The organism is Enterococcus sp. AZ109 (assembly GCF_051714625.1).
In the GTDB taxonomy this organism is placed as follows: domain Bacteria; phylum Bacillota; class Bacilli; order Lactobacillales; family Enterococcaceae; genus Enterococcus_A.
Map to the genome: position 1 here is coordinate 473,112 of NZ_JBIOSF010000002.1, position 24,928 is coordinate 498,039.

Here is a 24,928-nt window from a genome sequence, read left to right on the forward strand (position 1 = left end):
TAAAATTCCTCCTATAATAATTAATCTAGTTCAGCGCCATTAATGACGATCACTTTTTGTAGTAGTCAAACGACAATTTTTACTACGTTCTAATGTACCATTTTCCTCATGATCATTGTCTCCATAAATTTATTCATTTCGTCGGTGATGATGCATGATACGTTAGCTTAGCTCTAGCCAAAATAATTTCAAGTAATCCTCCCTTTCTTTCCATGATCTTAGAATAATAGATAGCGCTTTCTATGAGAATACAGATTATTTCCTTAGCATTACGGAAGGGGGTTCATCATATTACAGAAAGCGGATTGGAAAGCTTAACCTATCAAGCATTCCAATCCGCTAATTGACTAATTTTTTTGTTATAGAAAAAAACAGCTGCTTTTTCAGATAACCTGAAAAAAGCAGCTGCTATTATTAAACTCGATTGGGTTGTTCCTGTAGACCTTGGTTCTGTAATTTTCCCAGCACAGCTGTTAAGTACACCACCAGCGGCAGAACAACCACACCTAGTCCCACGAATAGCAGTCCAGGTGCATCGCCGGAATCCGCCATCAGATAAAACTTCGGCAAAATCCCCAAAAGTACTAGACTGATCCTCATGCTCAACCGTTTCACGCTGGCTATCACCAACCGGATTGAGTCAGAAAATCTGCCACTTGAATCCACTAAAGCTATCCATTGATACAAGCGCAGAGCCAACCTAAGTCCTAACGCCAAAGCTGCATAAAGTGAAGCGATAAATAAACATTGTGGCAGGTTGATGATGGTCTGTTCACTACTAGTAATTTGAATAAAGATCAAGCCTGCAAACAATACCAGCGCAGATGCAAAAACTAGCACTGCACCCCTTAATAAATAACTTCTCATTTTCGTCATTTAGCCAAGTCCTCTCTTTATTGTTCCATTAGTGTACCCAGAATAACGACGGCGAACAATTGCGCTTGGTTCTTTCTTAAGACCCTTAACCAAAACTTTGAAACTCACATCTCCTGATCGTAACGCTTCAACGAATAGGTCCTCACTGCGAAAACAACGCATAGAATAAATAATGTGTACCACTTGTACAGCGCAAAAAGATTTTCTCGTGAAAGTAGATCTCTTATAAAATCAAATCGTTTCAAAAGATCACTGGCCAAGGTAATCCCTGCCATAACGATTCCCACAATATAAAAAGTCGTCAGCGCAATACTATCCGCCTTTGCTACCACAGATTGCCAACGTTCGTCATTTTTATTTAGTTGCTGCTGAACCAGCTCATATTTCACACCGTAAAGGACATAGCAGACAACAAAAATCATGGGAATTGCCATTATCAGATAGATCATTGGTTTTCCTCCTTTTGATTAAAATGCGTTGTCGTAGTATCTTAAGGCACCGTATTCGATGACATTTCTTATCATGAATAAGTAAAAAGCATATTGAAGAACTGTTCTTAAAGCAATTGTTGGTGAAGAAGCGCTAAACACCGCAAAATAAATGTAACCTAACGCCGTTATTAGAAAAAGGGCATAGAAATAGATCATTAAAATCTTGCTGGACTTCATGACAATCAATTGCCAGCGCTCATCATTTTTGTATTCCTTCAGCTTTTTGTCCTTAAATCTCGCGTTTGCTACGATAAAAGCAGTTAAAATCAGTAGCAGTCCTAATATCATTCTTTGTGACATCATTCATCCTCCTCCGGTCTAAATACTTCCGTAATTTCCACCTCAAAAGCCGAGGCAATTTTAAAAGCCAGCTCTAAGGACGGTGTGTACTTGTACTTCTCAATCGAAATTACTGCCTGACGGGAAATCCCCACCCGATCTGCCAAGTCAGCCTGGGTCCAATCCCGCTCAGCCCGCAATACTTTAATGCGATTTTTAATCAAAATAAACGCCCTCCTTGCTAACCTCTTCATTACAAATTGTAAACAAGTGATTACTTTTTGTCAATACAGTATTACTATAAGCAGTTAAAATTGGACAGATTCCTTTTTAGACGAAAGTTCTTACAGTAATTGAAGTTCCCACTGGTCCAGAGAAATCTTAGAATATCAAAAAAGGCGAAAAGTAGCCAAACACTACTTCTCGCCTTTTTTAATTGGACCAAAACTTAGCAAACAGTCGCGGCAGAATCGGTGCCAGCAACAAATAAAAAATGAAATTGCCCGTACCATGCAGTAAATCAAAATAAACACCTTGCAGATAATAAGGCCAAAATGCTGAAATGCCATAAATCAACACATCACCGCAGGCAGTCAGAAAACCAAACATAAATCCAGTAGCAAAAGCAAAGATTAACTGTAAACTTCTATATCGTTGAAAACTGGGAATCCTCCCCAAAAAACTGCTAAGTAAAACAATCGTTCCATACGCGAAAAGCTGTGTCAACGTCCACGGTCCCATTCCCATATAAATATTGGTGGTAATAATCGTTAGCACCGCAATCAAAAAACCTCTGCCAAATCCTTTGTTCAAACTGACTAAAATAAAAATCGTAGTAATTGGTTGAACATTTGGAATAAACTGAAAAGATGTGCGGCCGACAACGCAAGCCGCCGTCAAGAGTGCAATAAAACAAATGTCCCGCACACTGAAGCGATATTGATTCTTTTTAAGCGAATTTTCTAACATTAACTTCCACCTGATTTCTCTTGTTTGTCTGATAAAGCCGTATCGATTACTTGATAATCGCCTTGAGGAACATCCACTTCCCAAAAAGTTGTTCCCGGATTGCATGCTTGTAAAATTACCCGCAACACACCTAAATGACTGACTATCACAATATCCTGTTTTTGTTTCAGTAATTGTTGGAATTTTGTCAGCACCCGCCAGCGAAAATCGAAAAACGGCTCAGCGTCTGGTGGGGTTGCCTCGAAAGGCTCATCTAACCAGTTTTGCCATTCAATCGGAAATTTCGCTTGGATTTGATCTGCATTCATGCCTTCCCACAAGCCAAAACTCTTTTCATTCAATTCTGCTAAAGCGAGTTTTTCCTGGGTTGGAAAAATCAATTGTGCGGTTTCCTTCGTTCGAACTAACTCACTAGTATAGACTGGAATATTCGTTGGAAGAAATGCCAGTTTCTTTTGTAATTCCAATGCTTGGTTGATACCGGTTTGATTTAATGAGACATCAGTTGTCCCATAAAATAACCCGCGATTATTAAAGTCGGTTTCGCCGTGGCGAATTAAGTAGATTTTCATAGCCAACCTCCCAACCAAACTAGCGTTAGTAAGAAACTGACTTGACTCAATGGCGATCCCGCTCCCAGTGTATCCCCATTAAAGCCATCCACCTTTTTCAGCACTAGCCAGCGATAAGCCGACGCAACCAGAACATTCACCCCATAACTGATCACTCCAACCCTACCGAGAAAGAGCAACAGAACAATCAAAGTAAAAGCTTGAGCAATTCCGATATCTGCCGTTTTGGTATTCACGAAAACGGTCCCGGAACCCTCGGGATTGTCGCCGGCGTAGCGCATATTATAAAATAACAGAGAAATACCGTTTTTTCCTACGACATTCAGCAGCAGCACAATAAATAATTGTTGATAGATAGTAATGTTGGGTAAAATCGTATAAAAGCTGAAAATAATCAGTAAATAATAAAAGACCACCGCCAACACGCCATTACTCCCTACCCGGCTATCCTTCATAATCGCCAGCATCCGTTCTTTGTTCCGGGAAGAAAACAGACCATCTGCCATATCCGACAAGGCATCTAGGTGAAAGCCGCCTGTGATACAGACATCAAAAAACAGCGTCAAAATCCAAGCCATTCCCGAGCCAACTAGTAGTTGTAATAGCCAAAAAGCCAGCATTTCAATACAACCCAAGATCAGGCCAAACAAGGTAAAATAACGTACACCCGAGCGGATCCCTTCTAACGGCTCCTCAATTTCCACTGGAATTGGAACTCGGGTAAAAAACTGAAAATAAAGAATCAGACTATTAATCATTTGAGTTTTACCGGAATGCCAGCCACTACTAGAAAGGCCACATCCGCTTCCTTTCCTAGAAATTGGTTAATGCGGCCGAAGACATCGCGAAACCAGCGGACAAAAGGCTCCTCTGGTACAATTCCTAAGCCGACTTCGTTCGTGACAATCACCAATTCCACTGCCTTTTCCTTAGCAACGGCAATAATTTTCTGCCACTCGCTTAAAATTTCCGCTTCAACTGCTGCTTTTTCTTGCTGGGAGAAACCGGCAATTTGTTCATCAATCACTTGATAATTTTCACCAAACCGCTGCTGCATCAAATGATAAAAATAATTGGTGGTTAACATGGTCGCACAATCCAGTAAATAGGCTTTTTCAGGAGCAGCTTCCATGAATTCTGCCAACCCAAGAAAGGCTTCGTGAGTTATCCAAGATGTCGAACGCCGTTCTTGATGCAACGCCACCCGCCGTTTAGTTTCTTCGTCCTGCGCCACACCATTTGTCGCTATGTAACATACCGGCTCCTGATCACCAAAAAAACTTTCGGCAAACTTCGATTTTCCGCTTCTGGCACCACCGGTAATTAATGTAATTTGTCCCACTGCCGGTCATCTCCTTGTAAATTCTCCAATTTGTTTTAGCTCTGGATACCGCGTCAACAGCTCTGCTAGCTGATCTTTTTTTACTGCCAGCAGTAAAACCGTCGCTGGTCCAGCCGAGCATTTAGTGTCTACACCTTGTTTAAACGTCACTTGAAAATCAGCATTCTCTACCATTAACTGCGCTTCGTAACCAATCCCCTTTGATCCCACAGGCAGAAGATCTACCACCGCCGACTCATTTTTCAATTTTTTTACAATATCATAGGAAAAAATGATGTCGCGATTTTTCACTACATCGTTGGTAATATACGGCTGACCCAATTGAAGTAAGGCGCAATCTTCTTCCATTTTAGGCAATGCGTGATCTGCAGGGATCTCCCCTATCAAGGTGATGCCAATGCTAGTGGCAGTGGTTACCATATTTTCTTCAGTGCTGCCATTAATTGGTAAATCCGACAGACCAGCTTTTACCATCTCACCTTTGATTCCTGATAAAATTTTCCGACCAGTCGGCTCATATTCATTCCCAATCAAATCAACAACGCACAATGGTTTTGCCCCAAAGCAAATAAATTCCAGTAGCGGTACCCGTAAACAAAAAGCAGCCGTAATCGCCGGATCAATATAAACCGCATCGTGCTCTTTTTGACCGATCGCCGCACTAGTATCACAAGCAATCACCAGCGCTTTTTCTTCAAAAATTGGCAGTATCGTTAAATCGCGATAACTTGTTGGCAGACTCATCTTCTTACTCCTTTAGATTTATTTCTTCCAATAAACACTGGTATAAATGCTGCATGTCGTAAACTTCCGGCTGAATCGTCACAGACTGACCATCTTTCTTAATTGCCTTAGCTGTCACTGGACCGATCGCCGCAATTTTCAGATGATCCCAAAATGGTTCGGGCAAATCCGACAGCTGACTCACCGTTTCAAAAAAAGATTCCCAAGCAGAAGGACTGGCAAACAGCACATAATCAAGGCTATCCTCTTGCAGCAATTGAATCAGTTTTTGCCGATCCTCATTCAAAAACTCATTTTTGTAAATAACTTGCTCTAGCACTGTGTGTCCACCCTTAGTTAAAGAATCGTAAATTACACGACGAGCCCGAAGCGAATGTGGCCAAAAAACCCGTTGCGGCGCCGTTACTATTTTTAACCATTCATGGACCAACCCTTCGGAAAAACCTTCTTTTGGTTGAAAATCCACTGAAAAGCCTTTTTCCTGCAATACGTTGGTGGTTTGGTTGCCAATGGCTAAAATTTTTGCCTGAGGTTGCAGCTGGTTAAAATCGAAATAACGAACGCCGTTTACACTAGTGAAAAAAATCCAGTCGTACGTTTGCTCCAGCGCTGAGCAAGCGACAGCTTGGGTTCGGTTCATAGGAATGTCAACAACCGCAACCTTCCGCTGAGCCAAGGATTGCCGAATAGCTTCTGGCATCGTTGCTTCTCTAGTGTATAATAATTTTTTCCTGATCGTTTCTGCACTCCTCAATCAGCTGGATTGCCCCTTGCTGAATTAGTTTAGTTGCGACCCTTTTACCTAAGCGCTGAGGATCACTATCTTTTTGCGTTTCTTTTAGAAGAACCACGCCGTTCTCACTGCCGATCATGCCAGTTAATTCATACACGTCACCTTTTTTCTGGCTGTACGCGCCCACTGGGAAAGTACAGCTGCCATCTAGACTACCTAAAAAAGCTCGTTCTGCGGTTACCGCACCAGCAGTCGCTTCATCGTTCAGTTTATTTAGCAGTTCTCGAACTGCGGTGTTGTCCTTGCGACATTCGAAAGCCAATGCCCCTTGCCCAATTGCTGGTAGCATAGTGTCTGGTGAAAGCTCTTGATGAGGTACACTTTCCTCCAAGCCCATCCGTTCTAAGCCAGCTAAAGCCAATACAATGGCATCGTATTGCCCTTCATTCATTTTGCGAATCCGAGTATCAATGTTACCACGAATTGGTTGAATATCAAGATCAGGACGTACATGTAATAACTGTGCCTTACGCCGCAGACTGCTGGTTCCCACTACCGCTTTTTGTGGTAATTTATCTAGATTAAGATCGGCTTTGGGAAACAGTAGTGCATCCGTTGGTGATTTGCGTTTTAAAAAACAGCCAATCGCTAATTCTTCATGAATCCGCGTCGGAATGTCCTTCAAACTGTGAACCGCAAAATCAATTTTACCTTCTCGCAGCTGATATTCCAGCTCCCGAACAAAGGCCCCTTGACCGCCAATCGCCAATAAACTGTGATTGGCCAGGTGGTCGCCTTTAGTTTTTATTTTGACTAACTCCAGCTCAATCTCTGGAAAATGTTGGTTAAACAGGACCAATGCCTGCTTAGTTTGCGTGGTCGCCAGCTTGCTGCCGCGGGTTCCAACCTTCAGCTTCTTCTTCATACTTTTCCTTCTTTCACCGCAACGTTTTACGAGCGAGGTTTCTTTTTCCCTTTAAACACTGGGGCACTATTTTGGTAACAAACATCTGGCTCTTCTGCTTGCAGGTTCACCCAGCGAGCCAAGGCAAAGAAATAGTCGGACAAGCGATTCAAAAATTTTAAGGCTTCGGGATTCACGGCTTCCTCCAGCTCCAGCAAAGCTACTGCATTGCGTTCGGCTTCACGAGCGACACAGCGACAGACATGCAAGGTGGCTGCTGCCGGTACACCACCAGGCAAAATAAATTGCTGCAGCTCCGGAGTTTTCGACCAGTACTCGTCAATTTTTTCTTCCAGCCATTGAACCATCTCAGCTTCCATTTTATAAGGTCGCTTCTCATCCGGCGTAGCGAAATCTCCGCCGCAATCAAAAATCCATTGCTGCACCTGCAAAAGCTCCCCCCGCACCGGATCGTCCTTGCTTAGCTGAGAAACTGCCACACCAGCATGAGAGTTCAAGGTATCAATCGACCCATAGGCGTGAACTCGCGGCGCATTTTTTTTCGCCCGTCCGCCTCCAACTAGCCGAGTGTATCCTTGATCGCCGTAACGTGTGTAAATACTCATACCTTCAGTTCCTCCCCCTGCATAATTTGATAAATTTTTTCCATATCTAAGCTTTCCCGCAATAAATCAGCAAGTTTGTCGTATTGCTGATTTTTGTATTCCTGATAAGGAATCGCTACCTTTTCAATTGGTGGCAACCCTTTGGCACTGCGGACTTCATTTAGCAATCGACGGCGCCAACCGCTGTTGTCAAACACCCCATGAAGATATGTCCCCATCACCTGACCATCAGCGCTAACTGCGCCATCCGCCTTTTCAATCGCTTCACCATTGGCGGCAATAATATGGGCAAAAGCTTGTTCTTCATGATTTTCTGTCCGACCCATATGAATTTCGTAGCCGGTCAGCAACTCTTCTCCGCTCTGAGCGGTCACCTGCGTCGTTGTCTTTTCTGATTCGAAATAGGTTTCAGTATTCAACAAACCTAACCCAGCTAAACTGCCGTGAGTGGACTCAATTTGATTCGGATCATGCAGCCATTTGCCTAACAACTGGAAACCGCCGCAAATGCCGAGAATCAGTTTGCCTTCTTGCCGCACCCGCCGAATTTCCTCCGCCAAACCAGATTCCTCTAAATACAAGGCATCCTCCAACGTATTTTTGCTGCCAGGTAAAATCAAAATATCCGGACTCCCCAGCTGATCTCCTGGAAATACATAACGCACCGACACATCCGGCTCAATCGACAAGCTGTTAAAATCGGTAAAATTAGAAATTTTCTTCAACGCAACAATCACAATGTCCAGTTCTTTTTGGGTGTTGTACAACCGATTAACCTTGTTTAAAGCCACACTGTCCTCATCCTCAATGTTCAGCTGAGCGTAAGGAACTACCCCCACCACCGGCACATCAGTCAACTCTTCGATCATCCGCAACCCCGGCTCCAATAAAGCCACATCGCCACGGAATTTATTAATCACGATCCCTTTAATCCGCGCCCGTTCTTCCGGCTTCAGCAAATGAATCGTGCCATAAATCGAGGCAAACACCCCGCCTTTGTCAATATCTGCCACCAAAATCACTGGCGCGTCAGCAATTTTCGCCATGCCCATATTGGCAATATCTTTACTATTAAGATTGATCTCGGCCGGACTGCCGGCTCCTTCTAAAACAATCACATCATTTTCTGCTAGCAGTTCCTGATACAGCTCCGAGATTCTAGTAATCAGCTGCGGTTTAAAATTATGGTACTCCACTGCGTCCATATCCGACAGCACTTTTCCCTTAAAAATCACCTGGGATTTGCGGTCAGACGTAGGCTTAAGCAGCACCGGATTCATCCGTACATCCGGTTCCACTCCAGCCGCCTCTGCTTGAAAAACTTGGGCCCGTCCCATTTCATCACCCGTTAACGTGATATAGGAGTTCAAGGCCATATTTTGCGATTTAAAAGGAATCACCCGCAGCCCGTCCTGATGAAAAATCCGACACAAGCCGGCTACCAAAATACTTTTGCCTGAATCAGAGGCAGTTCCTTGCACCATCAAGCTTTTTCCCATCACTGATCACCTCACTCTTTTCTCCATAAATTCTGCTTCGTTTTTAAACAACGGCGTTTGCAGCTGCTGATGAATTTTCACTAGCCACGGCTGCTCCAGTCCGGCATGAGCCAGCATCTCTTCATCCAAAAAGACCTCTTCCTTTGCGCCTTCTGCCACCAGCGAGCCTTCTTCTAATATGTAGAGATAGTCGCAAATTTCGTACATTAAATCCATGTCGTGACTGGAAATAATTACCTTGGTTCCCTGCTCCAGCAAACGGAAAATGATGTCAATCATCTGCTTACGCCCGGTGGGATCTAAACCGGCTGTGGGCTCATCCAACAACAGCCATTTGGTTTGCAGCACCAGCACACTGGCAATCGCGATTTTTTTCTTTTGCCCATAGCTTAAATATTGAATCGGCTTTTTCCGCAACGCCTGCAATGCCAACAAATCGAAAACCTCATCCAAGCGTCGGTCAATCTCACGTTGATCAAAGCCTAAGTTTTTCAAAGCAAAGGAGACGTCCTCTTCCACAATCGAATAAAAAATTTGATGGTCCGGCTCTTGAAAAACAATTCCCACCTCTTGGCGGTACTGGTATAAAGCCTTTTTCTGATAATCCAGCGGCTGATCCTGGTAAATCACTCGGCCGCGGGTGGGCTTCAACAAACCCACGATCGCCGCAAACAAGGTCGATTTACCAGAACCGTTGGCTCCTAAAATCCCCACCGCCTGATGGGTATCAAAGCGCAAGGAAAGCTGATGCAGAATTTCCATTTGATTCTCATAGCTGACACATAAATCTTCAACTGCAAACATTCCCAGCCCTTCTTTCCTTACATAGGAAAATCCCCATTAAAAAATTTCATTTCCAGTGACAGCGTCATCTTGTTAAACCGATCAAAGGTCTGCAAAAACAGCAGCTTAATCATCATGCCTAAAGACAGGTAGCTGTTTTTCAAGCCATTAAAGCCAAAACGCATCTCCTGAGATCGTTTCAAAATAAAGACTTCATCTAAAAAGATAAAAATAAAACGGTACATCAGCATCGTCAGCTCAATCAACAGCAGCGGCAAATGCGCCCGCTTCATGACCTGGAGAATTTGCTGAAAAGGCACCGACAAAATATACAAATAAGTACAGACGAGACAACTAAAGGAGCGAAAGAAAAGATGCACTCCCATGTCCAGAGAAGCCGCCGAAATCCCTAAAAAGCGGCCGAAAAATGGCAAACTAATCAGCAATTCTTCGGCATTCGGACTAGTGGTAAACAAAATCGTGATCAGACTCACCACCAGAAAAGGCAGCGGAATCAGCAGCCATTTCAAATAGCGCTTAGGCGTGACCTTGGCAGTATAAATGGTCAACGGTATGATCGCCAGAATCAACAGCCCCTGCACCAGCGGGTTGGTTAAAAAACAAACCAGCAGCAGGCACAGGTAAGCCACACTTTTTTTCATCGGCGAAACTTCCAGCAGCCGATTCTCATAGGCGATGCGGTCAATCAGCAGCACTAGTTTTCTTTCCTTTGTAATAGCCTAAAATGTAGGTGATGATCCCAACACCCAAGCTACCCTGTAAGGTAAACAGCAGGCTTTCGATTTCGCCGCTTTTTGGTTCCAAGATGGATTCAAACCAAGGAGTGTATTCTGGATCGATCTGGGTAATCATCTCTTCCGCTTCGCCATCGGAGCCGCCATATTCGCCATTTTGGTTGATTAACAACGCCCCTACCATCAAAGCTGCCACTGCCAGCAGTAAAATTAGATTCAATTTGGTTTTCGATTTGGTTTTACTTGCCTCCATGATTCAAGACACTCCCCTCATTCATCGGAAAATTCGCCGAAATTAAGTTGTAAGCCACCACGGTCAACAGTCCTTCAGCAATGGCAATCGGAATTTGCGTCAACATGAATACACCAGCAAATTTGACAATCGCACCCATCACGCCGCCAGCCGGATCAGGAAAGACGATCCCCAGCTGAAGTGACGTCATAAAGTAAGTCGCCAAATCAGCAATAAAGGCACACATGAACAAACTAATCGAAGCCGAAGCACCGGCTTTTTTCAGCAATTGATAGACCCCATAGCCGACAAAAGGACCAACCACTGCCATCGAAACCGCATTGGCTCCTAAAGTTGTGATCCCTCCGTGAGCCAACAGCAATGCTTGGAACAACAAACAAATCGTCCCCAAAACACTGATAACACCTGGGCCGAATAAAGCCGTCCCGATCCCCACCCCGGTTGGATGAGAAGTCGATCCCGTCACGGACGGAATCTTCAAGGCCGAAAGAATGAAAATGAATGCGCCGCTAAAGGCTAACAAGACTTTATTTTGCGGGTTGTCTGCCGTGGCTTTTTTGATACTGATTAAACCGTAAATGAAAAATGGAATAAAGACTGCATACCAGAATAAACACCAGCCTAACGGAAGGAATCCTTCCATAATGTGCATGGCATAGGCTTTTTGTGGCATTAAGAAAAATAAAAGGGCTAATAGCATCAGGAACTTACATGCCTGTTTCAATTTGTACTTCATCAGATCTCTTCCCTTCAAAAATCACGATTTTTGTACACAATCATCGTACTGAAATACGAAAGTTTCGCCTCCTCGGTCAACGCTTGAATGCCCACAGTGATCTCTTCGGTTTCCATTGATGCGTCACTGACTAAAATCGTTTGTTCTAACAAATTCTGTTCCCCCAGCAGCTTCAAAATTTTCGGCAAAGCGACCGAAACCTTCATTAGAATAACCGTTGAAAACATTTCTAACGCCGCCTTGATTAAAGCTTCATCCTTGGTCGCCGGCAATACCGCATAAGATTCATCATCCATCACCAAGGGAATTTGCAGCGAATTGGCAATTTGAGTGAAGGAAGAAATCCCAGCAATGGTCTCGGTTTCCACCTCCCCCTGCACCCGTTCCAATAAATAGGCATAGGTGCTGTAAATCATCGGATCGCCTAATGTAATGAAGGCGACATTTTTCCCCTGCTGTACGTCAGCAATAATTTCCGCCGCAATTGCATCCCAGGCTGCTTGCTTGGTTTCCAATGTGTTCACCATCGGAAAATGCCGCTGCTTAATTTCCAAATCTTCCTTTAGATATGGCATAACAATTTTCAAAGCCAAGCTTTTGCCGCCTTTTTTCGGTTCCGGGGTATACAAGCAGTCCACCTGATGCAAAACCTTTTGCCCCTTCACCGTCAATAAATCGGAATCTCCCGGTCCGGTACCAATGCCATAAAATTTTGCCATCTTAGTCACCTGTCTCCATTACTGTTTTCATGTGGTCAATAAACATCTCCTGAACCACTGGAAATTCGCCTAAACCTTTCAACACCGGTTCCACTTCAAAGCCGGCCTGCTGCAATTGGCTCTTCCATGAATCCTCGTCGTCTGACGCCATGTCGTTGGTGGCATGATCGCCGGCCACCAGCATGAAAGGATACAAGCTGATTTTTTTGAAGCCCCCGTCCTTCAAGCGCTGAACCACTGACTGAATTTCCGGATAGCTTTCCACCGCACAGACAAAAACTGGTTCCTTCATCAGCATGTGATCCAAGCAAGCATAAGCCGTAAAGGCAGAATGCTGACTGCCGTGGCCCATTAAAACTAATGCTTCATCTTCAGAAAAATCCGGCGTCAAGCTCTTCAACCAATCGACCATTTTTTCAAAGTCGCCTTGACTGCTTAACAACGGCTTGCCTACTTCGATGGTTTTTAGTTTATCTTTGTAACGTTTGGCTTGATGGAGCGCCTTAGAATACTCGCTGCCGGAGATGATGTGTAACGGCTGTACGTACACCTCTTCGTAGCCAGCATCCACCAGTTTTTGCATTTGCTGATCCACCGTCAAAATAGTCAGGTCTTCCTGCTCTTTAATTTTTTTGATCACCTTATTGGAAGTGAAAGCCCGAAATAGGTCATAATCAGGAAAAGTTGCGGCTAATTTTTCTTCCACCGCTTCAATCGTTTTCTTACGAGTCTCTGGATAGCTGGTACCGAAGCTAACAGCAATAATGGCTTTTTTCATCGGTTCATCTCCTCTAATATTTTTTCCAATACACTTTCATAGCTAGGTTCCTTCGTTAGAATCACTGGAATGTCGGCTGCATCAAAAACAGCTTTAGTAAACTGACCCATCACAATAATTTTCCGTTGTCGTAGAATCTCTACTTCCTCTTGATCTAAGGCTTGCAGGAATAATCGAGCGGCTTTGGAATTCGGGAAATACATTAGATCAGTCGTCTGCCACAAATCATGAATCGGCGGCACAATTTTTTCTTCATGGGTCACTTGATATTGACCGAAAACCTGCTTACTTTTAATAGAAGCAATTTGTTGCGTCTCACCTAAAAATAAGGTTTCTGGCGTACAGCTAAATTCGCTTAAATCCGTCAAATGCTGGTCTGATTCGATCCCTTTTTTCCGTAATTCAGCACCGGTATGATGGCCGATGGTAACAAATTTCAAGCGGCTTAATTTGCGCCAATCAGTTTTAGCTTGTTTCATCACTTGAATAAATACTTGGATGCTAGTTTTATCTGTGAAAACCACTTGGTCAAAGCTATCAAAATTTAGCGTCAAATCATACTTCGTTAACTGTGGCTTTGGCAGCTCGACTACTTCTGCTCCTAAATCGGTTAAGCGACTAGTAATTCTTTTCTTTTTGCTGTAGGGAATCGCAATGCTGATCGAAAATAGCGGTCGTTCCTCGAAAAAGTTCAGCTTGCTGCGACGACTCACTACATCGCCGACAACGATTAAGCTAGGCGGTTGCAGATTGGCTTCCTTGGCTAACTCGAAAATTGTCGCTAAGGTGCCTACTACCGTTTTTTGCTGCTTGCGGCTGGCCCATTGGATAATCGCCGCTGGTGTTTCCGCAGATTTCCCGTATTTGACTAGCTGCTGAGTAATTTCTTCCAGAGAAGACATCCCCATCAAAAAAACCAGCGTACCTTCCGCTTTGGCAGCAGTTGCCCAATCGACGGCTTGCTCTGAATTTTTCAGTCGTCCGGTATAAATATGGAAGCTGGCCGCTAAATCGCGATAAGTCACCGGAATTCCGGCATAGGCCAACCCACCAATGGAGGAGGTAATTCCCGGAATCACTTCAAAAGGAATACCTGCATCCTTTAAGGTTGAACCTTCTTCACCACCTCGGCCAAATACATAGGGATCGCCACTTTTTAGCCGTACGACTCTCTTACCTGATTGCGCTTTTTCTAACATAATCGCTTCAATTTGATCTTGAGGAACCGGATGATAATTCGGCATTTTTCCTACATATATTTTTTCACAATCAGTTCGGCAGGCGTTCAAAATAGCTGGATTAATGAGGCGGTCGTATACGACAACATCCGCCTGCTGGATTTTTCGCAAGGCTTTGACCGTTAATAATTCTGGATCACCTAGACCCGCTCCGACTAAAGCAATTTCTCCTGTCATTTCTTTTTACTCCTTCTTTGTTAAAGCTAACTGGACTACTTCTTCTGTTGTGTTCGCAATTTGGGGGTACTCCAGCTTTTCCCGCTCAATTACAATGCAGGGGATGTTCAATTTTCGACAGGCGGTGACTTTTTCCATGAATCCGCCCGCTTGTCCGCTTTCTTTAGTAATCATGACCCCCGCTTGGTTATGTCTTAAAAGCGCCAGATTCATTTCTTCAGAAAAAGGACCTTTGACAGCTTCAATTTGATCAGCCTGCAACCCTAACTCTTCGCAAATTTGTAACACCTCAGCCGTTGGGAGCACCCGAACCAGCAATCGTTCCTTTGGTAAAAAATCGCTAAAGCGCGCCAATGTTTTGCTGCCGGTTGTTAAATAAATTTTTCCTTCGTACTGGATTGCTTCTTGGCAAGCGGCCTTTATTGTCGGCACCCTTTGGACACCTTCAGGCATTATAGAGGGACGCTCGTAGCGTACATAGTCACACTCTTCCTGCTGACAAGCTGCGATAGTATTTTTAGAAACCTCTACTGCAAAAGGATGCGTGGCATCGATCACTTGGTTGATTTGTTTTTCTTTGATAAATGCGCAAAGCTCCGAAGTATTCATCCGACCTTGTACCACTTGCACAGCTACCTCCGAAGCTAACGTTGCGCCATAATCAGAAACAACGGACAGATAGAAGTCCAGTCCTTGCTGTTTCAAAGCTTCCGCAATTTTTAGACTATCAGAAGTGCCCCCCAAAACTAAAATCATACCTGATACCCGCGGGGAGTAATCATTTGTCCCTCTGAAACGAAGGTCTCCTTGTTACCAATTAGTACTACAGTAGTCATATCTACTAGCGTTTCATCTAAGTCTTGAATGGTGGTGAGAATCCCCATTTCTTTTTTACGGCCAACATCCTTAGCCAAACCAACAATCGTCTCACTCGGTTTGTACTGCTGAATAATTTCCAGTGCTTTTGCTAAATGTTTTGGTCGACCTTTGCTGCGAGGATTATACAGGCAAATCACAAAATCAGCACTGGCTGCTGCATGTAGCCGTTTTTCAATAATTTCCCATGGCGTCATTAAATCACTCAAGCTAATATGGCAAAAATCATTCATCAGAGGTGCACCTAATAACGCAGCACCAGCAATGCTGGCAGTAATACCTGGAATCACCTTTACTTCAATTGGTTCTTCTAGCTTGCTGACCAATTCTAAAATTAGTCCAGCCATACCGTAAACGCCAGCATCTCCACTAGAAACGACTGCTACAACTTTGCCTGACTGAGCTAACTCAATGGCTTTTTTACAACGGTCAATTTCCTGCTTCATACCCGTACTGACAATTTCCTTCTCACCAACCAGCTCTTTAATTAACCGAATATACGTGGTGTAACCCACAATAATTTCTGCCTGCTTCAAGCACTCAAGGGCTTCAAACGACATTTTCTCTTTTTCACCTGGTCCTAGTCCAACCACATACAACATTATTTTCCGTCCTTTCCTAGTGCAAAGGTTACCCCACGCTGGGCATAGCGTTCGCTAATCACTTGACCATAGCTAGCTAAATCTGCGGCTGCCAAACTGACATTGCCAATCCCAGTCGTCTGCTTAACAAAGGCTGACTGAGGATACTTTTTTGCTGCTGACGCCAGTTTTTCAGCCGAATAGGTTTCAAAGGGAGCCTCTAACCAAGCAGCTAATTGACAGATCCCCGTTTCTTCCTTTTTTAAATCAATGCTGACGATTGTTTTAATCGAACGGGGATGAATCCTTTCCTGCTGACAAAAGTTTAAATACTCTTCCTTTATTATTTCGAAAGGTACCCCTTTTCTGGCACCGATCCCTAATACATACCGTCTAGGAACAACTTGGAGCACCTTTTCATTAGTTAGCTCTTCCATGCGATCTGAAACTAACAAAACCGCTGCAAAAGGTGCGATATTATCCTTCTCTTCTAATAAAGTTAACCCTCGTGTATCCTTTACCCAGTGCTCTCGTTGGAGTAAGCCAACTTTTTGATGATCAGCTAACAAGGCATTAATTCTTTTTGTATTTGTTTTAAAGTCGGGATACCAGCCGTCGATCTCCTGAGCGATCAGATCTAAGGCAGTTACATCCTGCACATCTGTTGCGGTGGTGATCACTGCTTGCCCGTTGATCATTTCGGCAATTTCTCGTGCCAACTGATTGCCGCCGCCAACGTGACCTGACAACAGACTGATAACATGCTGTCCTTTTTCATCTAGTACGATGACTGCCGGGTCCTGCCGTTTGTCGCTTACCACCTCGGCAATACTGCGAACCACAATTCCCGTTGCCATGATGCAAATCAGTGCCTCGTACTGTTTAAATAGCTGTTGCATCCCTTGTTTGAAATTTCCAGTAGGGATAATAGATAACCCCGCTGCCATTTTACTTTTTGGCACAAAAATCGGCAGCTCTGTTTGCCAGCTAGTCTGTAATTTTTGAGCTAGACGAATACCTGTAGCAGTCACCGCTATAAGTGCGATCTTAGTCATCTTGTTTAGCATCCCGATATTCATGGGGAAAACTCGCATCGTACAGCTTGGAATAATAAAATTCGTCCCCCAAAAAGTCCCCCACCATAATCAATGCTGTTTTTGTAATATTTGCCGCAGTAATTTCGTCCGCAATCTTTTCCAGCGTACTGACGATTTTTTTCTCTTCTGGCCAAGTTGCCTTGTAGACTACTGCTGCTGGTGTTTCCGGCTGATAGCCTCCTGCTAATAATTCACGGACTACTTCCTTAATTCCTTGAACAGAAAGAAAAATCACCATTGAGGTCTGATGTTGCGCAAGCGAGCGCAAACTCTCTTTGGTTGGCACGGGTGTACGACCTGCCATCCGAGTAATGATCACGCTTTGAGAAACTTCAGGTACAGTGTACTCCACCCCTAAGCTAGAAGCGGCTCCCAAAAAGGAACTGACTCCCGGTGTGCAGGTAAACTCAATTTCCCGCTTCTTCAATTCTTCTACTTGCTCACGAATCGAGCCGTAAATCGAAAAATCCCCCGTTTGAAGACGCACGACTTCTTTGCCGACTTGAACGCCTCGTTCCATTTCATCAATAATTTCCGTTAAATTCATGGTGGCACTATTAAAAATTTCACATTCCTTTGAACAATAATTCAGTAACTCTGGATTAACCAAAGAGCCGGCATAAATCACTGTACCCGCAGTTTGCAGCAGTTGGTAACCTTTTAATGTAATCAGCTCGGGATCACCAGGACCCGCACCTACAAAATGAACCTTTGCCATCGTTATTCCCCTTTTCCTGTTTCAATAATAATGACTGGATTTTGCGGCTTGTAGTAATGCCCCTTACCCAGCTTAGTATATTGTCCCACCTGTAGCTGGACTGCCTGGAAGAAATATTCTTGCTCCTCCAACCATTGGATCGCTGCCAACGCATTTTCTAATAAGATAAAATTCAAAACGAGTCGACCCTTATCTGTTAACAGCCTAAAGCTCCATTCTAAAATATCGGTTAGATTCCCACCGCTTCCGCCAATAAAAATGGCATCAAATTGTTGATCTAGCACTACTGGTGCTTTCGCTAAAATACCCTTAACATTGCTCAGCTCAAATTTCGCTTGATTTTGTTTTAACAGTTCCAAAGCATCTGGATTACTATCCAAAGTAGTTACCTCAAGCTGAGGATAGGTGTAGGCAGCTTCGATGGCAATACTTCCTGTGCCCGTGCCTACATCTAAAAAATTTTGAGCTGATCGCAGCTGCAATTTTGCTAAGCTGACCGAACGAATTTCTTCTTTAGTCATGGGCACTGCGCCGCGAATAAAACTGCTATCTTTCATTTACAATCACCACTACATTCATTTGATAGTCTTCATCAGGTACATCTTCAGCTGCAAATTGGCGAATACGTTCGTCAGGATAGCTTAAGTTTTCACCGATGAAAAAGCTGGCTTGTTGATCACGTTCTATCGCAGCTTGGGCTAACTGATAAGGACCGATTTGTTTATCAGTCACCAACGCCACTTTGGGCAACCGGAAAATCAAATCGAAATTCGGTACTTTGCCATGACTACTGGTGATAAAGCAATCTTCCATTGGCATCTTTAGCTGATTAAATAAATAATGAATCGAGCTAATACCCGGTAAAATGGTTAATTGTTCCGACGTAAAACGTTGGCTTAACCATTTACCAATACCGTAAGTTAACGGATCACCAGAGGCTAAGACGACGACTGAATCTGACAGCTTTTCCTTCAAAAGTGTTTCTAATTCCGTTAGCTTTTTAGGAAGCAGAAGACCTACCGCTTGTTTTTCGACGGGAATAATGGCTAGCTGCCGAGAGCTGCCGATAATCCAATCAGCCTCGCTGATCACGTGTTTGGCTTGATCAAATAAATACTTGCTAGTTCCGCCTGGGCCAATTCCTACCACGGTAATCATTGCCATTCCTCCATAATTTGAGCTAAGGGTTGTGTTGAAGCCAAGTAACCTCGTTGAGACGAAAAGATCACTACCTCAATCTGTGTTTCTGGCTTGCGATATTTTAGTAAATCCTGTGAACGTTTTTTTATTTTGTCAGCAATCATTTGATAGACTTCTTCGTAGCCGTAGTTAGCAATGATTTCTCCTGCCGCTTCGGTAGTGTTACAGGCCTGAATTTCTTGCAACTGATTGACGGGCATTCCCAAAAGTGCCAAATTGGCGATCAAAATTTCGGTCCGTGCATCGGCATCCTTGCTGTGAGTGGAGAAAATGCCCGCTGAAACTTTAATTAGCTTGCCTAGATGACCTACCATAAGTACTTCGTCAAAAGCTAAGCGCTGAACTTCTTTTAAAACATAGCCGACGAAATTACTCATAGAGACAATTTGATCAGCTTTTAACTGAAGCTCCTTTACAGCAAAATCTTCGCCGTAATTGCCCGGACACAAGATAATTTTTTTATAGCCCTGTTGTTTTTTCATCGCCAACTCGACTGAAATTGCTTGCTTCCAGCCTTCCTCGGACATCGGCGTGACAATTCCAGAGGTACCAAGTATCGAGATCCCGCCAATGATTCCTAAGCGACTATTCATGGTTTGCTTGGCAATTTCCGCACCTGTAGGGGCAAAAACGGTTACCAGAGCTCCCTTCTCAGAGCCGATAACCTGACGAACTGATTCGGTAATCATTTGGCGGGGCACCGGATTTATTGCAGCTTCACCAACTGGTATTTGTAACCCAACTTCGGTAACTCGACCGATGCCTTCTCCACCATCAATTTTAATTTCTGAGGTATTGTTACACCTGATTTCTACACCAATCAGCATGCCATCAGTGGCATCGGCGTCATCACCGCCATCTTTTTCTACATAGGCTATACAGCGATCTGTTTGCAATTCTAAGCCAGCAATTGGAATTGTTAGCATTGCTTCATTTGGCAGTTTAATTTGAACATCTTCCAAGGGCTGTCCTCGAAACAGATACAACGCTGCTGCCGTAGCTGCTGCTGCCGCACAAGAACCAGTAGTATAACCTTTGCGCAATTTCTTTCCATTATAGAAAACAAATTCCTCCATTAGTTGTCCCTTTCTGCCACTTGATACAGCAACGCATTGATAATTGCCGCAGCGACATTACTACCACCTTTACGACCTCGGGCCACAATTGCTGGTAACTCGCTATGATACAACGCTTCTTTCGATTCGGCTGCTCCCACGAAACCGACTGGTACACCAACCACTGCGGTAGGCTGCAAAGCCCCTGCCTCCACCATCTCCAAAATCTTGAAAATCGCTGTCGGTGCATTGCCGATTACAAATACTTTCGGTCCTTCTAAAGTTGCGGCATATTCGATGCCGGCCATCGAACGAGTGATTCCTTTGGCTTTGGCTTGTTTTGCCACATCAGGATCAGCAATATAGCACTTGTAGCCAATCCCTAGACGATCCAACACCCGTTTATTGATACCGCTAATTGCCATTGTCGTGTCGGTAAAAATCGTTCCTTCTCCTGCCAGCAAAAACTGTTCTAACGCAGCCACTACATCGTGAGTGAAGGTTAGATTTTGCAAATAATCAAAGTCAGCACTTGTATGGATCACTCGTTTGATGATCTTCTCCACTTTAGGTGAGGAGAAGTGATACGCTGGAAAGTCACGATCAATAATCCCTTGAATTATTTCAAAGCTTTCTGTTTCAATTTTTTGGGGATTTTTTATGTATTCCACAAAAATTACCTCTTTTCACAAGATATAGTGTTGGACAATAAAGGAAATAATACTGAAACTGACTAGGCTCAAAGCCCCAGCCACATATAACAACCGATTGGTTCGTAAAATATCTTCTTGCTGAGCCGAGCGAAGAGCGACTCCGATCGTCGGCTTATAAATCTCAATTCCGTGATACTGATGGGTACCGCCCAGCTGAATTCCTAGTGCCCCGGCTACAATCGCCTCTGGAAAGCCACTATTAGGACTTTTATGATTGCGGCAGTCCTTTCGACCAACTTGCCAAGCATTTTGGCTGTTCAAACCAAGCACTTTTGCAGCGCCCAATAGAAACAGCCAAGTAAGACGAGCAGGAATAAAGTTCCATAGGTCGTCCATTTTCGCCGAAAACCAGCCGATTGCTTGATATTTTGGTGTCACATACCCCACCATCGAATCCAGCGTGTTCAATGCTTTGTACATCATTGCTAACACTGGGCCACCAAGAAACAAGCACAAAAGCGGAGCAACCACTCCGTCACTCGTATTTTCGGCGATCGTCTCCACGGTTGCTTTGGTGATTTCCTCTTCAGTTAATTCTTCAGTATCTCGCCCGACGATCATTGCTACCTGCTTGCGAGCATTGGTAACACTATCAAATTTCAGCATTTGATAGACTTTTCTTCCTTCCAACGCTAAGCTTTTAGTAGCTAAGGTGGTGTAGGCGAGGTAAACGTAACAAATCGTTCCGATCCATGGATGTAGCCAAAAGGTCAAGAGAAGCAAGGTATAGGTTACTACCCCAGTTCCAAGTACTGTCACTAGCCACAAAACAACACCCCAGCGATATTTCTGTGCTTCTGTTTTCCCTTGAGTAAAGGCTTCTTGGAACCAGGCAATAAAGTTACCGATCAGTTTGATCGGATGTGGCCAATGATAAGGATCTCCCAGCAACAAATCCAATAAAAAAGCAGCAATAATCATAGGCTAGCCCTCACTTGCTCCAGTAAATCGGTCAAAAATTCTTCTCGCTGATAGAAATGCAGATGCAAGTAACTGGCAAAGGTGTTTTTCTTTTGATAGCCACCCTGCCACGTTTTAACGACTTCGCCATCTCGCTGTTTGTTCATTTTCATGACAGTCGGTTCAGCACTTGCAAACTGAGAATGGTGAAACTCGTGACCCGTGACCACTGTTCCTTTTTTGCCAATCAAATTGTCCTCTGTCATTTCCCCATAGCAATAACCAAAACGACGTAATCGATCGGTCATTTCACTGATCCCAGCGAAAATGCCAACCATCGGGTATTCTTGTTCTTGATAGCGCAAAGCAGTTCCGAGATACATTAGTCCGCCACACTCGGCTAAAATGTAGGCCCCTTGTTTGTGCTTAGCCTTGATGGCACTTCGCATCGCCGTATTTTTAGCAAGCCCCTCAGCAAATTCTTCAGGATAACCGCCGCCAAAATAATACAAATCGGCAGCTGGCAATTCCTGATCGTTGAGCGGACTAAAACTGATTAGTTTTACCCCATAGTCTGCTAATAATTCCAGATTGTCTTGGTAATAAAAATGAAAAGCCTCATCTAAAGCATAAGCTACCGTCAAATCCTTGTATTGCGGATAGCTTTTTGCTGTAAATTTGATTGTTTCATCGGGTAAACTAGCCAACATGCCAGATAAATTTACAGTTTCCTTCAAGGCATATGCTGCTTGATCAATCCTAGTCAATACGTCAGCGATTTCACGATCAGGAATTAAACCTAACTGACGAGAGGGCAGTTCGACACCTTGATTTCTTTTTAAATAGCCGAAAACAGGCACTATAGTATAACGCTCAATTGCCGCTTTAATCAGTTGATAATGCGTTTCTGAAGCAACTTTGTTGATAATCACGCCGCAAATCTTTAGATCGGGATCAAATTCAGCAAAGCCCTTAACTAAAGCAGCCATCGAAGTAGAAGCTGACTGGCCATTTACCACTAAAATTACTGGGCAATCCAAAAGCTTTGCTACCCCAGAACTGGAACAGCAGTCCTTGTCACTGCCTAAACCGTCAAATAACCCCATCACTCCTTCAATCACACAGATATCGGCTTTTCCAGCTTCCTTTTCAAATAAATAGCGTAAACGGTCTTGGTCGTTGATTAAAAACATGTCCAAATTCCGCGAAGGGGTGCCGGTAATGCGGGTATGATATTCTGTATCGACATAATCAGGCCCCACTTTATACGGTTGAACCCGATAGCCTTGCTCTTGCAAAAGCTTCATCAAGCCTAAAGTTATCGTCGTTTTCCCAGAACCGCTAGAAGCGGCTGCAATCATTACTTTTTTCATGCCAACTGCACTCCTTGATAATAGCTTTTATGTACCTTTATTCTGGTATACCAACAGCTAAGTGCCGAATGCTGGATGGCTGATAGAATCCTGGGAATTTGTTGTTTCTCTTCTACCAGTAACCCCACAACAGAACCGCTGTGAGCCACATTCACACCTAACAAGTCAAACTGCTTACTAAGCTTTACTAGTTCATTAAAATAAGGCTTCGGTAAAATTTCCTGATTCAAGCGAGCACTGAGCAAAGCTGTTTTTCCCAATTTTTGTAGACTTCGCTCTTCAACGGCTTCTAAGTACTGGCAATATACTTGATGAAACCGCTGACGTTGTTGATAAACAAGATGTTCGACTTGCGGCGAATGACATTCTTCAGTCAAAACCTCCTGCTCTGGCTCTAACACGATGACATAAAATTGAGGGCACCAGCCGCTAACCGCCCTGCTACTTCCTGTTTGCTGCTCAAATAGTGTTAGCGAAGGAAAGAGAATACTGTCGGTACGCTCGATGCCTAAACAAATTGCCAAGATTTCTTCTCGTGAAATAGTTTTATTAAAATAAGCAGCCACAGCCTGGCAAGTAGCAGCGATATCGGCAGTACTACTGGACATTCCTTTAGCAATCGGTAAGTCTGAATCTACCGTGATCATTAACTTTTCCAATGCTTTTTCTGAAACTTCAAGATGTTGGACTGTTTTTTTCGCAGCTGCTTGTATTTTTTTCGGCAGCAGTCGATCCCATCTTCCAGTACTGACGGTTATTCGAGAAAAGCTGTCAATCCCATAGCTGACCAGCTTTTGAGAATCACCTACCCACCCCTGCAGCAATTCACCGCAAGAGCCTGGACAAGTTGCCATCACCTGTCTCATAAAATCTCCTCCAACGCCGCTAGTAATCCTTCATTTTCTAAACGTGACTTGACGGCAATTCGATAATATCGTTGGCTCAAGCCTTTAAAGCTGTCACAATTACGGATCAAAATGTTTTTTTCAAGCAACTGGTTCTGCAGACAGCCGGTTCCACTATAACGAAAGAAAATATAGTTGGTTTCACTAGGGTAACAGTGGATTATCGGTGCGAATTTTGTCATCTGTTCAGCTAAAAAGGTACGTTCTTTTTTGATGTATTGTTGACTTTCCTTGATAAACTGTCGCTCCTTCAAGGCTTGCTGTCCCGCTAGATCAGCAAACGTATTGATGTGCCAAGGAACGGTTTGATTTTCTAACTCTTGCAATATTTTCTGATTACTAGTTAACAAATAGCCTAAGCGCAGACCCGGAATGGCAAACATTTTCGTCAGTGAGCGAAAAATGAATAATTGCGAGTATTGATTGATGGCTGAAACTAAAGATTGATCCTCTGGGGAAAAATCCATAAAGGCTTCGTCTACAATCAGTGTGAGTTGATTGGTCTGACAGAAAGTTAACAGCTGCCAGAGCTCCTCTTGTTTTACGCATTGACCAGTCGGATTATTGGGATTACACAAGCAAATTCCTGTTACCTGCTGCTGTTTGGCCGTTTGGATTAAATCTGCTATCTCCCATTGAAAGTCATAATTTTCCAAATTGAAATAGCAAAATTCTGTATTCTGCTGATTAAAAGCCTCTTCATATTCAACAAAGGTCGGTGCCAGCAGCAGCAAACGACTGACTGGCAGTACCCTTCCTAACATGAAGATCGCTTCTGCAGCGCCGTTACCAGCATAAACCTGCTGCGGGCTAATATCATGAAATTTAGCAATCGCTTCTTTTAATGCCCGATAACGTAGATCAGGATAATGAACGAGCTGATCGATTCCTGATTGTAGAACGTTTCTTACGCCAACGGGAATACCTAATGGATTGATATTGGCACTAAAATCAATTAGCTGTTGAGGGTCTAGTTGATGAATTTCAGCGATTTCTTGAATATTTCCTCCGTGCTTGGCTGCCATATCAACACCCC

General features: G+C 43.7%; 32 protein-coding genes. All 32 read right to left on the reverse strand.

Features of this window, described 5'->3' with window-relative positions; genetic code table 11:
- Positions 1 to 414 precede the first annotated feature (414 nt).
- The 32 genes from IGI42_RS18875 to cobD all read right to left on the reverse strand — a co-directional run bounded on the left by IGI42_RS18875 (position 415) and on the right by cobD (position 24,917).
- A complete protein-coding gene (locus IGI42_RS18875) occupies positions 415 to 876 on the reverse strand; it encodes a hypothetical protein (protein WP_438717564.1) in 462 nt (153 codons plus the stop codon).
- A gap of 104 nt (positions 877 to 980) precedes the next feature.
- Positions 981 to 1,325, reverse strand: coding sequence for a hypothetical protein (locus IGI42_RS18880; protein ID WP_438717566.1), 345 nt, complete (start codon positions 1,323 to 1,325; stop codon positions 981 to 983).
- A gap of 18 nt (positions 1,326 to 1,343) precedes the next feature.
- Positions 1,344 to 1,667 carry a hypothetical protein gene (locus IGI42_RS18885; RefSeq protein WP_438717568.1) on the reverse strand — a complete coding sequence of 108 codons (324 nt, stop codon included), beginning with the start codon at positions 1,665 to 1,667 and terminating at the stop codon, positions 1,344 to 1,346.
- The gene (locus IGI42_RS18890) at positions 1,667 to 1,867 is read right to left on the reverse strand and encodes a helix-turn-helix transcriptional regulator (RefSeq protein ID WP_438718325.1); all 201 of its coding nucleotides are present in this window, start codon (positions 1,865 to 1,867) and stop codon (positions 1,667 to 1,669) included. The genes IGI42_RS18885 and IGI42_RS18890 overlap by 1 nt, the downstream gene beginning before the upstream one ends.
- 211 nt (positions 1,868 to 2,078) lie before the next feature.
- Positions 2,079 to 2,615 carry an ECF transporter S component gene (locus IGI42_RS18895; protein WP_438717569.1) on the reverse strand — a complete coding sequence of 179 codons (537 nt, stop codon included), beginning with the start codon at positions 2,613 to 2,615 and terminating at the stop codon, positions 2,079 to 2,081.
- Entirely contained in the window at positions 2,615 to 3,187 is a 573-nt protein-coding gene (locus IGI42_RS18900) for a histidine phosphatase family protein (protein ID WP_438717570.1), read from the reverse strand. The genes IGI42_RS18895 and IGI42_RS18900 overlap by 1 nt, the downstream gene beginning before the upstream one ends.
- Entirely contained in the window at positions 3,184 to 3,945 is a 762-nt protein-coding gene (cobS, locus tag IGI42_RS18905) for an adenosylcobinamide-GDP ribazoletransferase (RefSeq protein ID WP_438717571.1), read from the reverse strand. The genes IGI42_RS18900 and cobS overlap by 4 nt, the downstream gene beginning before the upstream one ends.
- The gene (cobU, locus tag IGI42_RS18910; protein WP_438717572.1) at positions 3,942 to 4,529 is read right to left on the reverse strand and encodes a bifunctional adenosylcobinamide kinase/adenosylcobinamide-phosphate guanylyltransferase; all 588 of its coding nucleotides are present in this window, start codon (positions 4,527 to 4,529) and stop codon (positions 3,942 to 3,944) included. The genes cobS and cobU overlap by 4 nt, the downstream gene beginning before the upstream one ends.
- Positions 4,530 to 4,535: 6 nt before the next feature.
- Entirely contained in the window at positions 4,536 to 5,273 is a 738-nt protein-coding gene (locus IGI42_RS18915) for a hypothetical protein (protein ID WP_438717573.1), read from the reverse strand.
- Between the two features lie 4 nt (positions 5,274 to 5,277).
- The gene (locus IGI42_RS18920) at positions 5,278 to 5,973 is read right to left on the reverse strand and encodes a uroporphyrinogen-III synthase (RefSeq protein WP_438717574.1); all 696 of its coding nucleotides are present in this window, start codon (positions 5,971 to 5,973) and stop codon (positions 5,278 to 5,280) included.
- A 10-nt stretch (positions 5,974 to 5,983) separates the two neighbouring features.
- Positions 5,984 to 6,931: a hydroxymethylbilane synthase gene (gene hemC / locus IGI42_RS18925; protein ID WP_438717575.1), complete on the reverse strand. Its 948-nt coding sequence runs from the start codon at positions 6,929 to 6,931 to the stop codon at positions 5,984 to 5,986.
- Positions 6,932 to 6,957: 26 nt separating this feature from the next.
- A complete protein-coding gene (locus tag IGI42_RS18930; protein ID WP_438717576.1) occupies positions 6,958 to 7,536 on the reverse strand; it encodes a cob(I)yrinic acid a,c-diamide adenosyltransferase in 579 nt (192 codons plus the stop codon).
- Positions 7,533 to 9,035 carry a cobyric acid synthase gene (locus tag IGI42_RS18935; protein WP_438717577.1) on the reverse strand — a complete coding sequence of 501 codons (1,503 nt, stop codon included), beginning with the start codon at positions 9,033 to 9,035 and terminating at the stop codon, positions 7,533 to 7,535. The genes IGI42_RS18930 and IGI42_RS18935 overlap by 4 nt, the downstream gene beginning before the upstream one ends.
- 6 nt (positions 9,036 to 9,041) lie before the next feature.
- A complete protein-coding gene (locus IGI42_RS18940) occupies positions 9,042 to 9,839 on the reverse strand; it encodes an ATP-binding cassette domain-containing protein (protein WP_438717578.1) in 798 nt (265 codons plus the stop codon).
- Between the two features lie 17 nt (positions 9,840 to 9,856).
- Positions 9,857 to 10,534 carry a cobalt ECF transporter T component CbiQ gene (gene cbiQ / locus IGI42_RS18945; protein ID WP_438717579.1) on the reverse strand — a complete coding sequence of 226 codons (678 nt, stop codon included), beginning with the start codon at positions 10,532 to 10,534 and terminating at the stop codon, positions 9,857 to 9,859.
- Complete coding sequence (locus IGI42_RS18950; protein WP_438717580.1) at positions 10,521 to 10,826, reverse strand: energy-coupling factor ABC transporter substrate-binding protein; 306 nt, start codon at positions 10,824 to 10,826, stop codon at positions 10,521 to 10,523. Before IGI42_RS18950 ends, cbiQ begins: the two co-directional genes overlap by 14 nt.
- Complete coding sequence (locus IGI42_RS18955) at positions 10,813 to 11,562, reverse strand: energy-coupling factor ABC transporter permease (protein ID WP_438717581.1); 750 nt, start codon at positions 11,560 to 11,562, stop codon at positions 10,813 to 10,815. The genes IGI42_RS18950 and IGI42_RS18955 overlap by 14 nt, the downstream gene beginning before the upstream one ends.
- A 14-nt stretch (positions 11,563 to 11,576) precedes the next feature.
- On the reverse strand, positions 11,577 to 12,281 hold the full coding sequence (locus tag IGI42_RS18960) for a cobalt-factor II C(20)-methyltransferase (RefSeq protein WP_438717582.1): 705 nt from the start codon (positions 12,279 to 12,281) through the stop codon (positions 11,577 to 11,579).
- Position 12,282: 1 nt separating this feature from the next.
- Positions 12,283 to 13,059 (reverse strand): sirohydrochlorin cobaltochelatase, encoded by a 777-nt coding sequence (locus IGI42_RS18965; RefSeq protein ID WP_438717583.1) that lies wholly within the window; start codon positions 13,057 to 13,059, stop codon positions 12,283 to 12,285.
- Complete coding sequence (gene cobA / locus IGI42_RS18970; RefSeq protein ID WP_438717584.1) at positions 13,056 to 14,474, reverse strand: uroporphyrinogen-III C-methyltransferase; 1,419 nt, start codon at positions 14,472 to 14,474, stop codon at positions 13,056 to 13,058. The genes IGI42_RS18965 and cobA overlap by 4 nt, the downstream gene beginning before the upstream one ends.
- Before the next feature lie 6 nt (positions 14,475 to 14,480).
- Entirely contained in the window at positions 14,481 to 15,230 is a 750-nt protein-coding gene (gene cobK / locus IGI42_RS18975; protein ID WP_438717585.1) for a precorrin-6A reductase, read from the reverse strand.
- Positions 15,227 to 15,952 (reverse strand): precorrin-3B C(17)-methyltransferase, encoded by a 726-nt coding sequence (gene cobJ / locus IGI42_RS18980; protein WP_438717586.1) that lies wholly within the window; start codon positions 15,950 to 15,952, stop codon positions 15,227 to 15,229. Before cobJ ends, cobK begins: the two co-directional genes overlap by 4 nt.
- Positions 15,952 to 16,986, reverse strand: a complete 1,035-nt coding sequence (locus IGI42_RS18985) for a cobalt-precorrin 5A hydrolase (protein ID WP_438717587.1) — start codon at positions 16,984 to 16,986, stop codon at positions 15,952 to 15,954. The genes cobJ and IGI42_RS18985 overlap by 1 nt, the downstream gene beginning before the upstream one ends.
- On the reverse strand, positions 16,979 to 17,746 hold the full coding sequence (locus IGI42_RS18990) for a cobalt-precorrin-4 methyltransferase (RefSeq protein ID WP_438717588.1): 768 nt from the start codon (positions 17,744 to 17,746) through the stop codon (positions 16,979 to 16,981). Before IGI42_RS18990 ends, IGI42_RS18985 begins: the two co-directional genes overlap by 8 nt.
- A gap of 2 nt (positions 17,747 to 17,748) precedes the next feature.
- On the reverse strand, positions 17,749 to 18,303 hold the full coding sequence (locus IGI42_RS18995) for a decarboxylating cobalt-precorrin-6B (C(15))-methyltransferase (protein WP_438717589.1): 555 nt from the start codon (positions 18,301 to 18,303) through the stop codon (positions 17,749 to 17,751).
- Positions 18,293 to 18,904 carry a cobalt-precorrin-7 (C(5))-methyltransferase gene (locus IGI42_RS19000; RefSeq protein WP_438717591.1) on the reverse strand — a complete coding sequence of 204 codons (612 nt, stop codon included), beginning with the start codon at positions 18,902 to 18,904 and terminating at the stop codon, positions 18,293 to 18,295. The genes IGI42_RS18995 and IGI42_RS19000 overlap by 11 nt, the downstream gene beginning before the upstream one ends.
- Positions 18,901 to 20,022, reverse strand: coding sequence for a cobalt-precorrin-5B (C(1))-methyltransferase CbiD (gene cbiD, locus IGI42_RS19005; protein WP_438717592.1), 1,122 nt, complete (start codon positions 20,020 to 20,022; stop codon positions 18,901 to 18,903). Before cbiD ends, IGI42_RS19000 begins: the two co-directional genes overlap by 4 nt.
- Positions 20,022 to 20,672, reverse strand: a complete 651-nt coding sequence (locus IGI42_RS19010) for a cobalt-precorrin-8 methylmutase (protein WP_438717593.1) — start codon at positions 20,670 to 20,672, stop codon at positions 20,022 to 20,024. Before IGI42_RS19010 ends, cbiD begins: the two co-directional genes overlap by 1 nt.
- A gap of 15 nt (positions 20,673 to 20,687) precedes the next feature.
- Positions 20,688 to 21,635, reverse strand: a complete 948-nt coding sequence (gene cbiB / locus IGI42_RS19015; RefSeq protein WP_438717594.1) for an adenosylcobinamide-phosphate synthase CbiB — start codon at positions 21,633 to 21,635, stop codon at positions 20,688 to 20,690.
- Positions 21,632 to 22,987, reverse strand: a complete 1,356-nt coding sequence (locus IGI42_RS19020) for a cobyrinate a,c-diamide synthase (protein ID WP_438717595.1) — start codon at positions 22,985 to 22,987, stop codon at positions 21,632 to 21,634. Before IGI42_RS19020 ends, cbiB begins: the two co-directional genes overlap by 4 nt.
- A complete protein-coding gene (locus tag IGI42_RS19025; protein WP_438717596.1) occupies positions 22,984 to 23,853 on the reverse strand; it encodes a GHMP family kinase ATP-binding protein in 870 nt (289 codons plus the stop codon). The genes IGI42_RS19020 and IGI42_RS19025 overlap by 4 nt, the downstream gene beginning before the upstream one ends.
- The gene (gene cobD, locus IGI42_RS19030) at positions 23,850 to 24,917 is read right to left on the reverse strand and encodes a threonine-phosphate decarboxylase CobD (protein ID WP_438717598.1); all 1,068 of its coding nucleotides are present in this window, start codon (positions 24,915 to 24,917) and stop codon (positions 23,850 to 23,852) included. The genes IGI42_RS19025 and cobD overlap by 4 nt, the downstream gene beginning before the upstream one ends.
- Between the last annotated feature and the right edge of the window lie 11 nt (positions 24,918 to 24,928).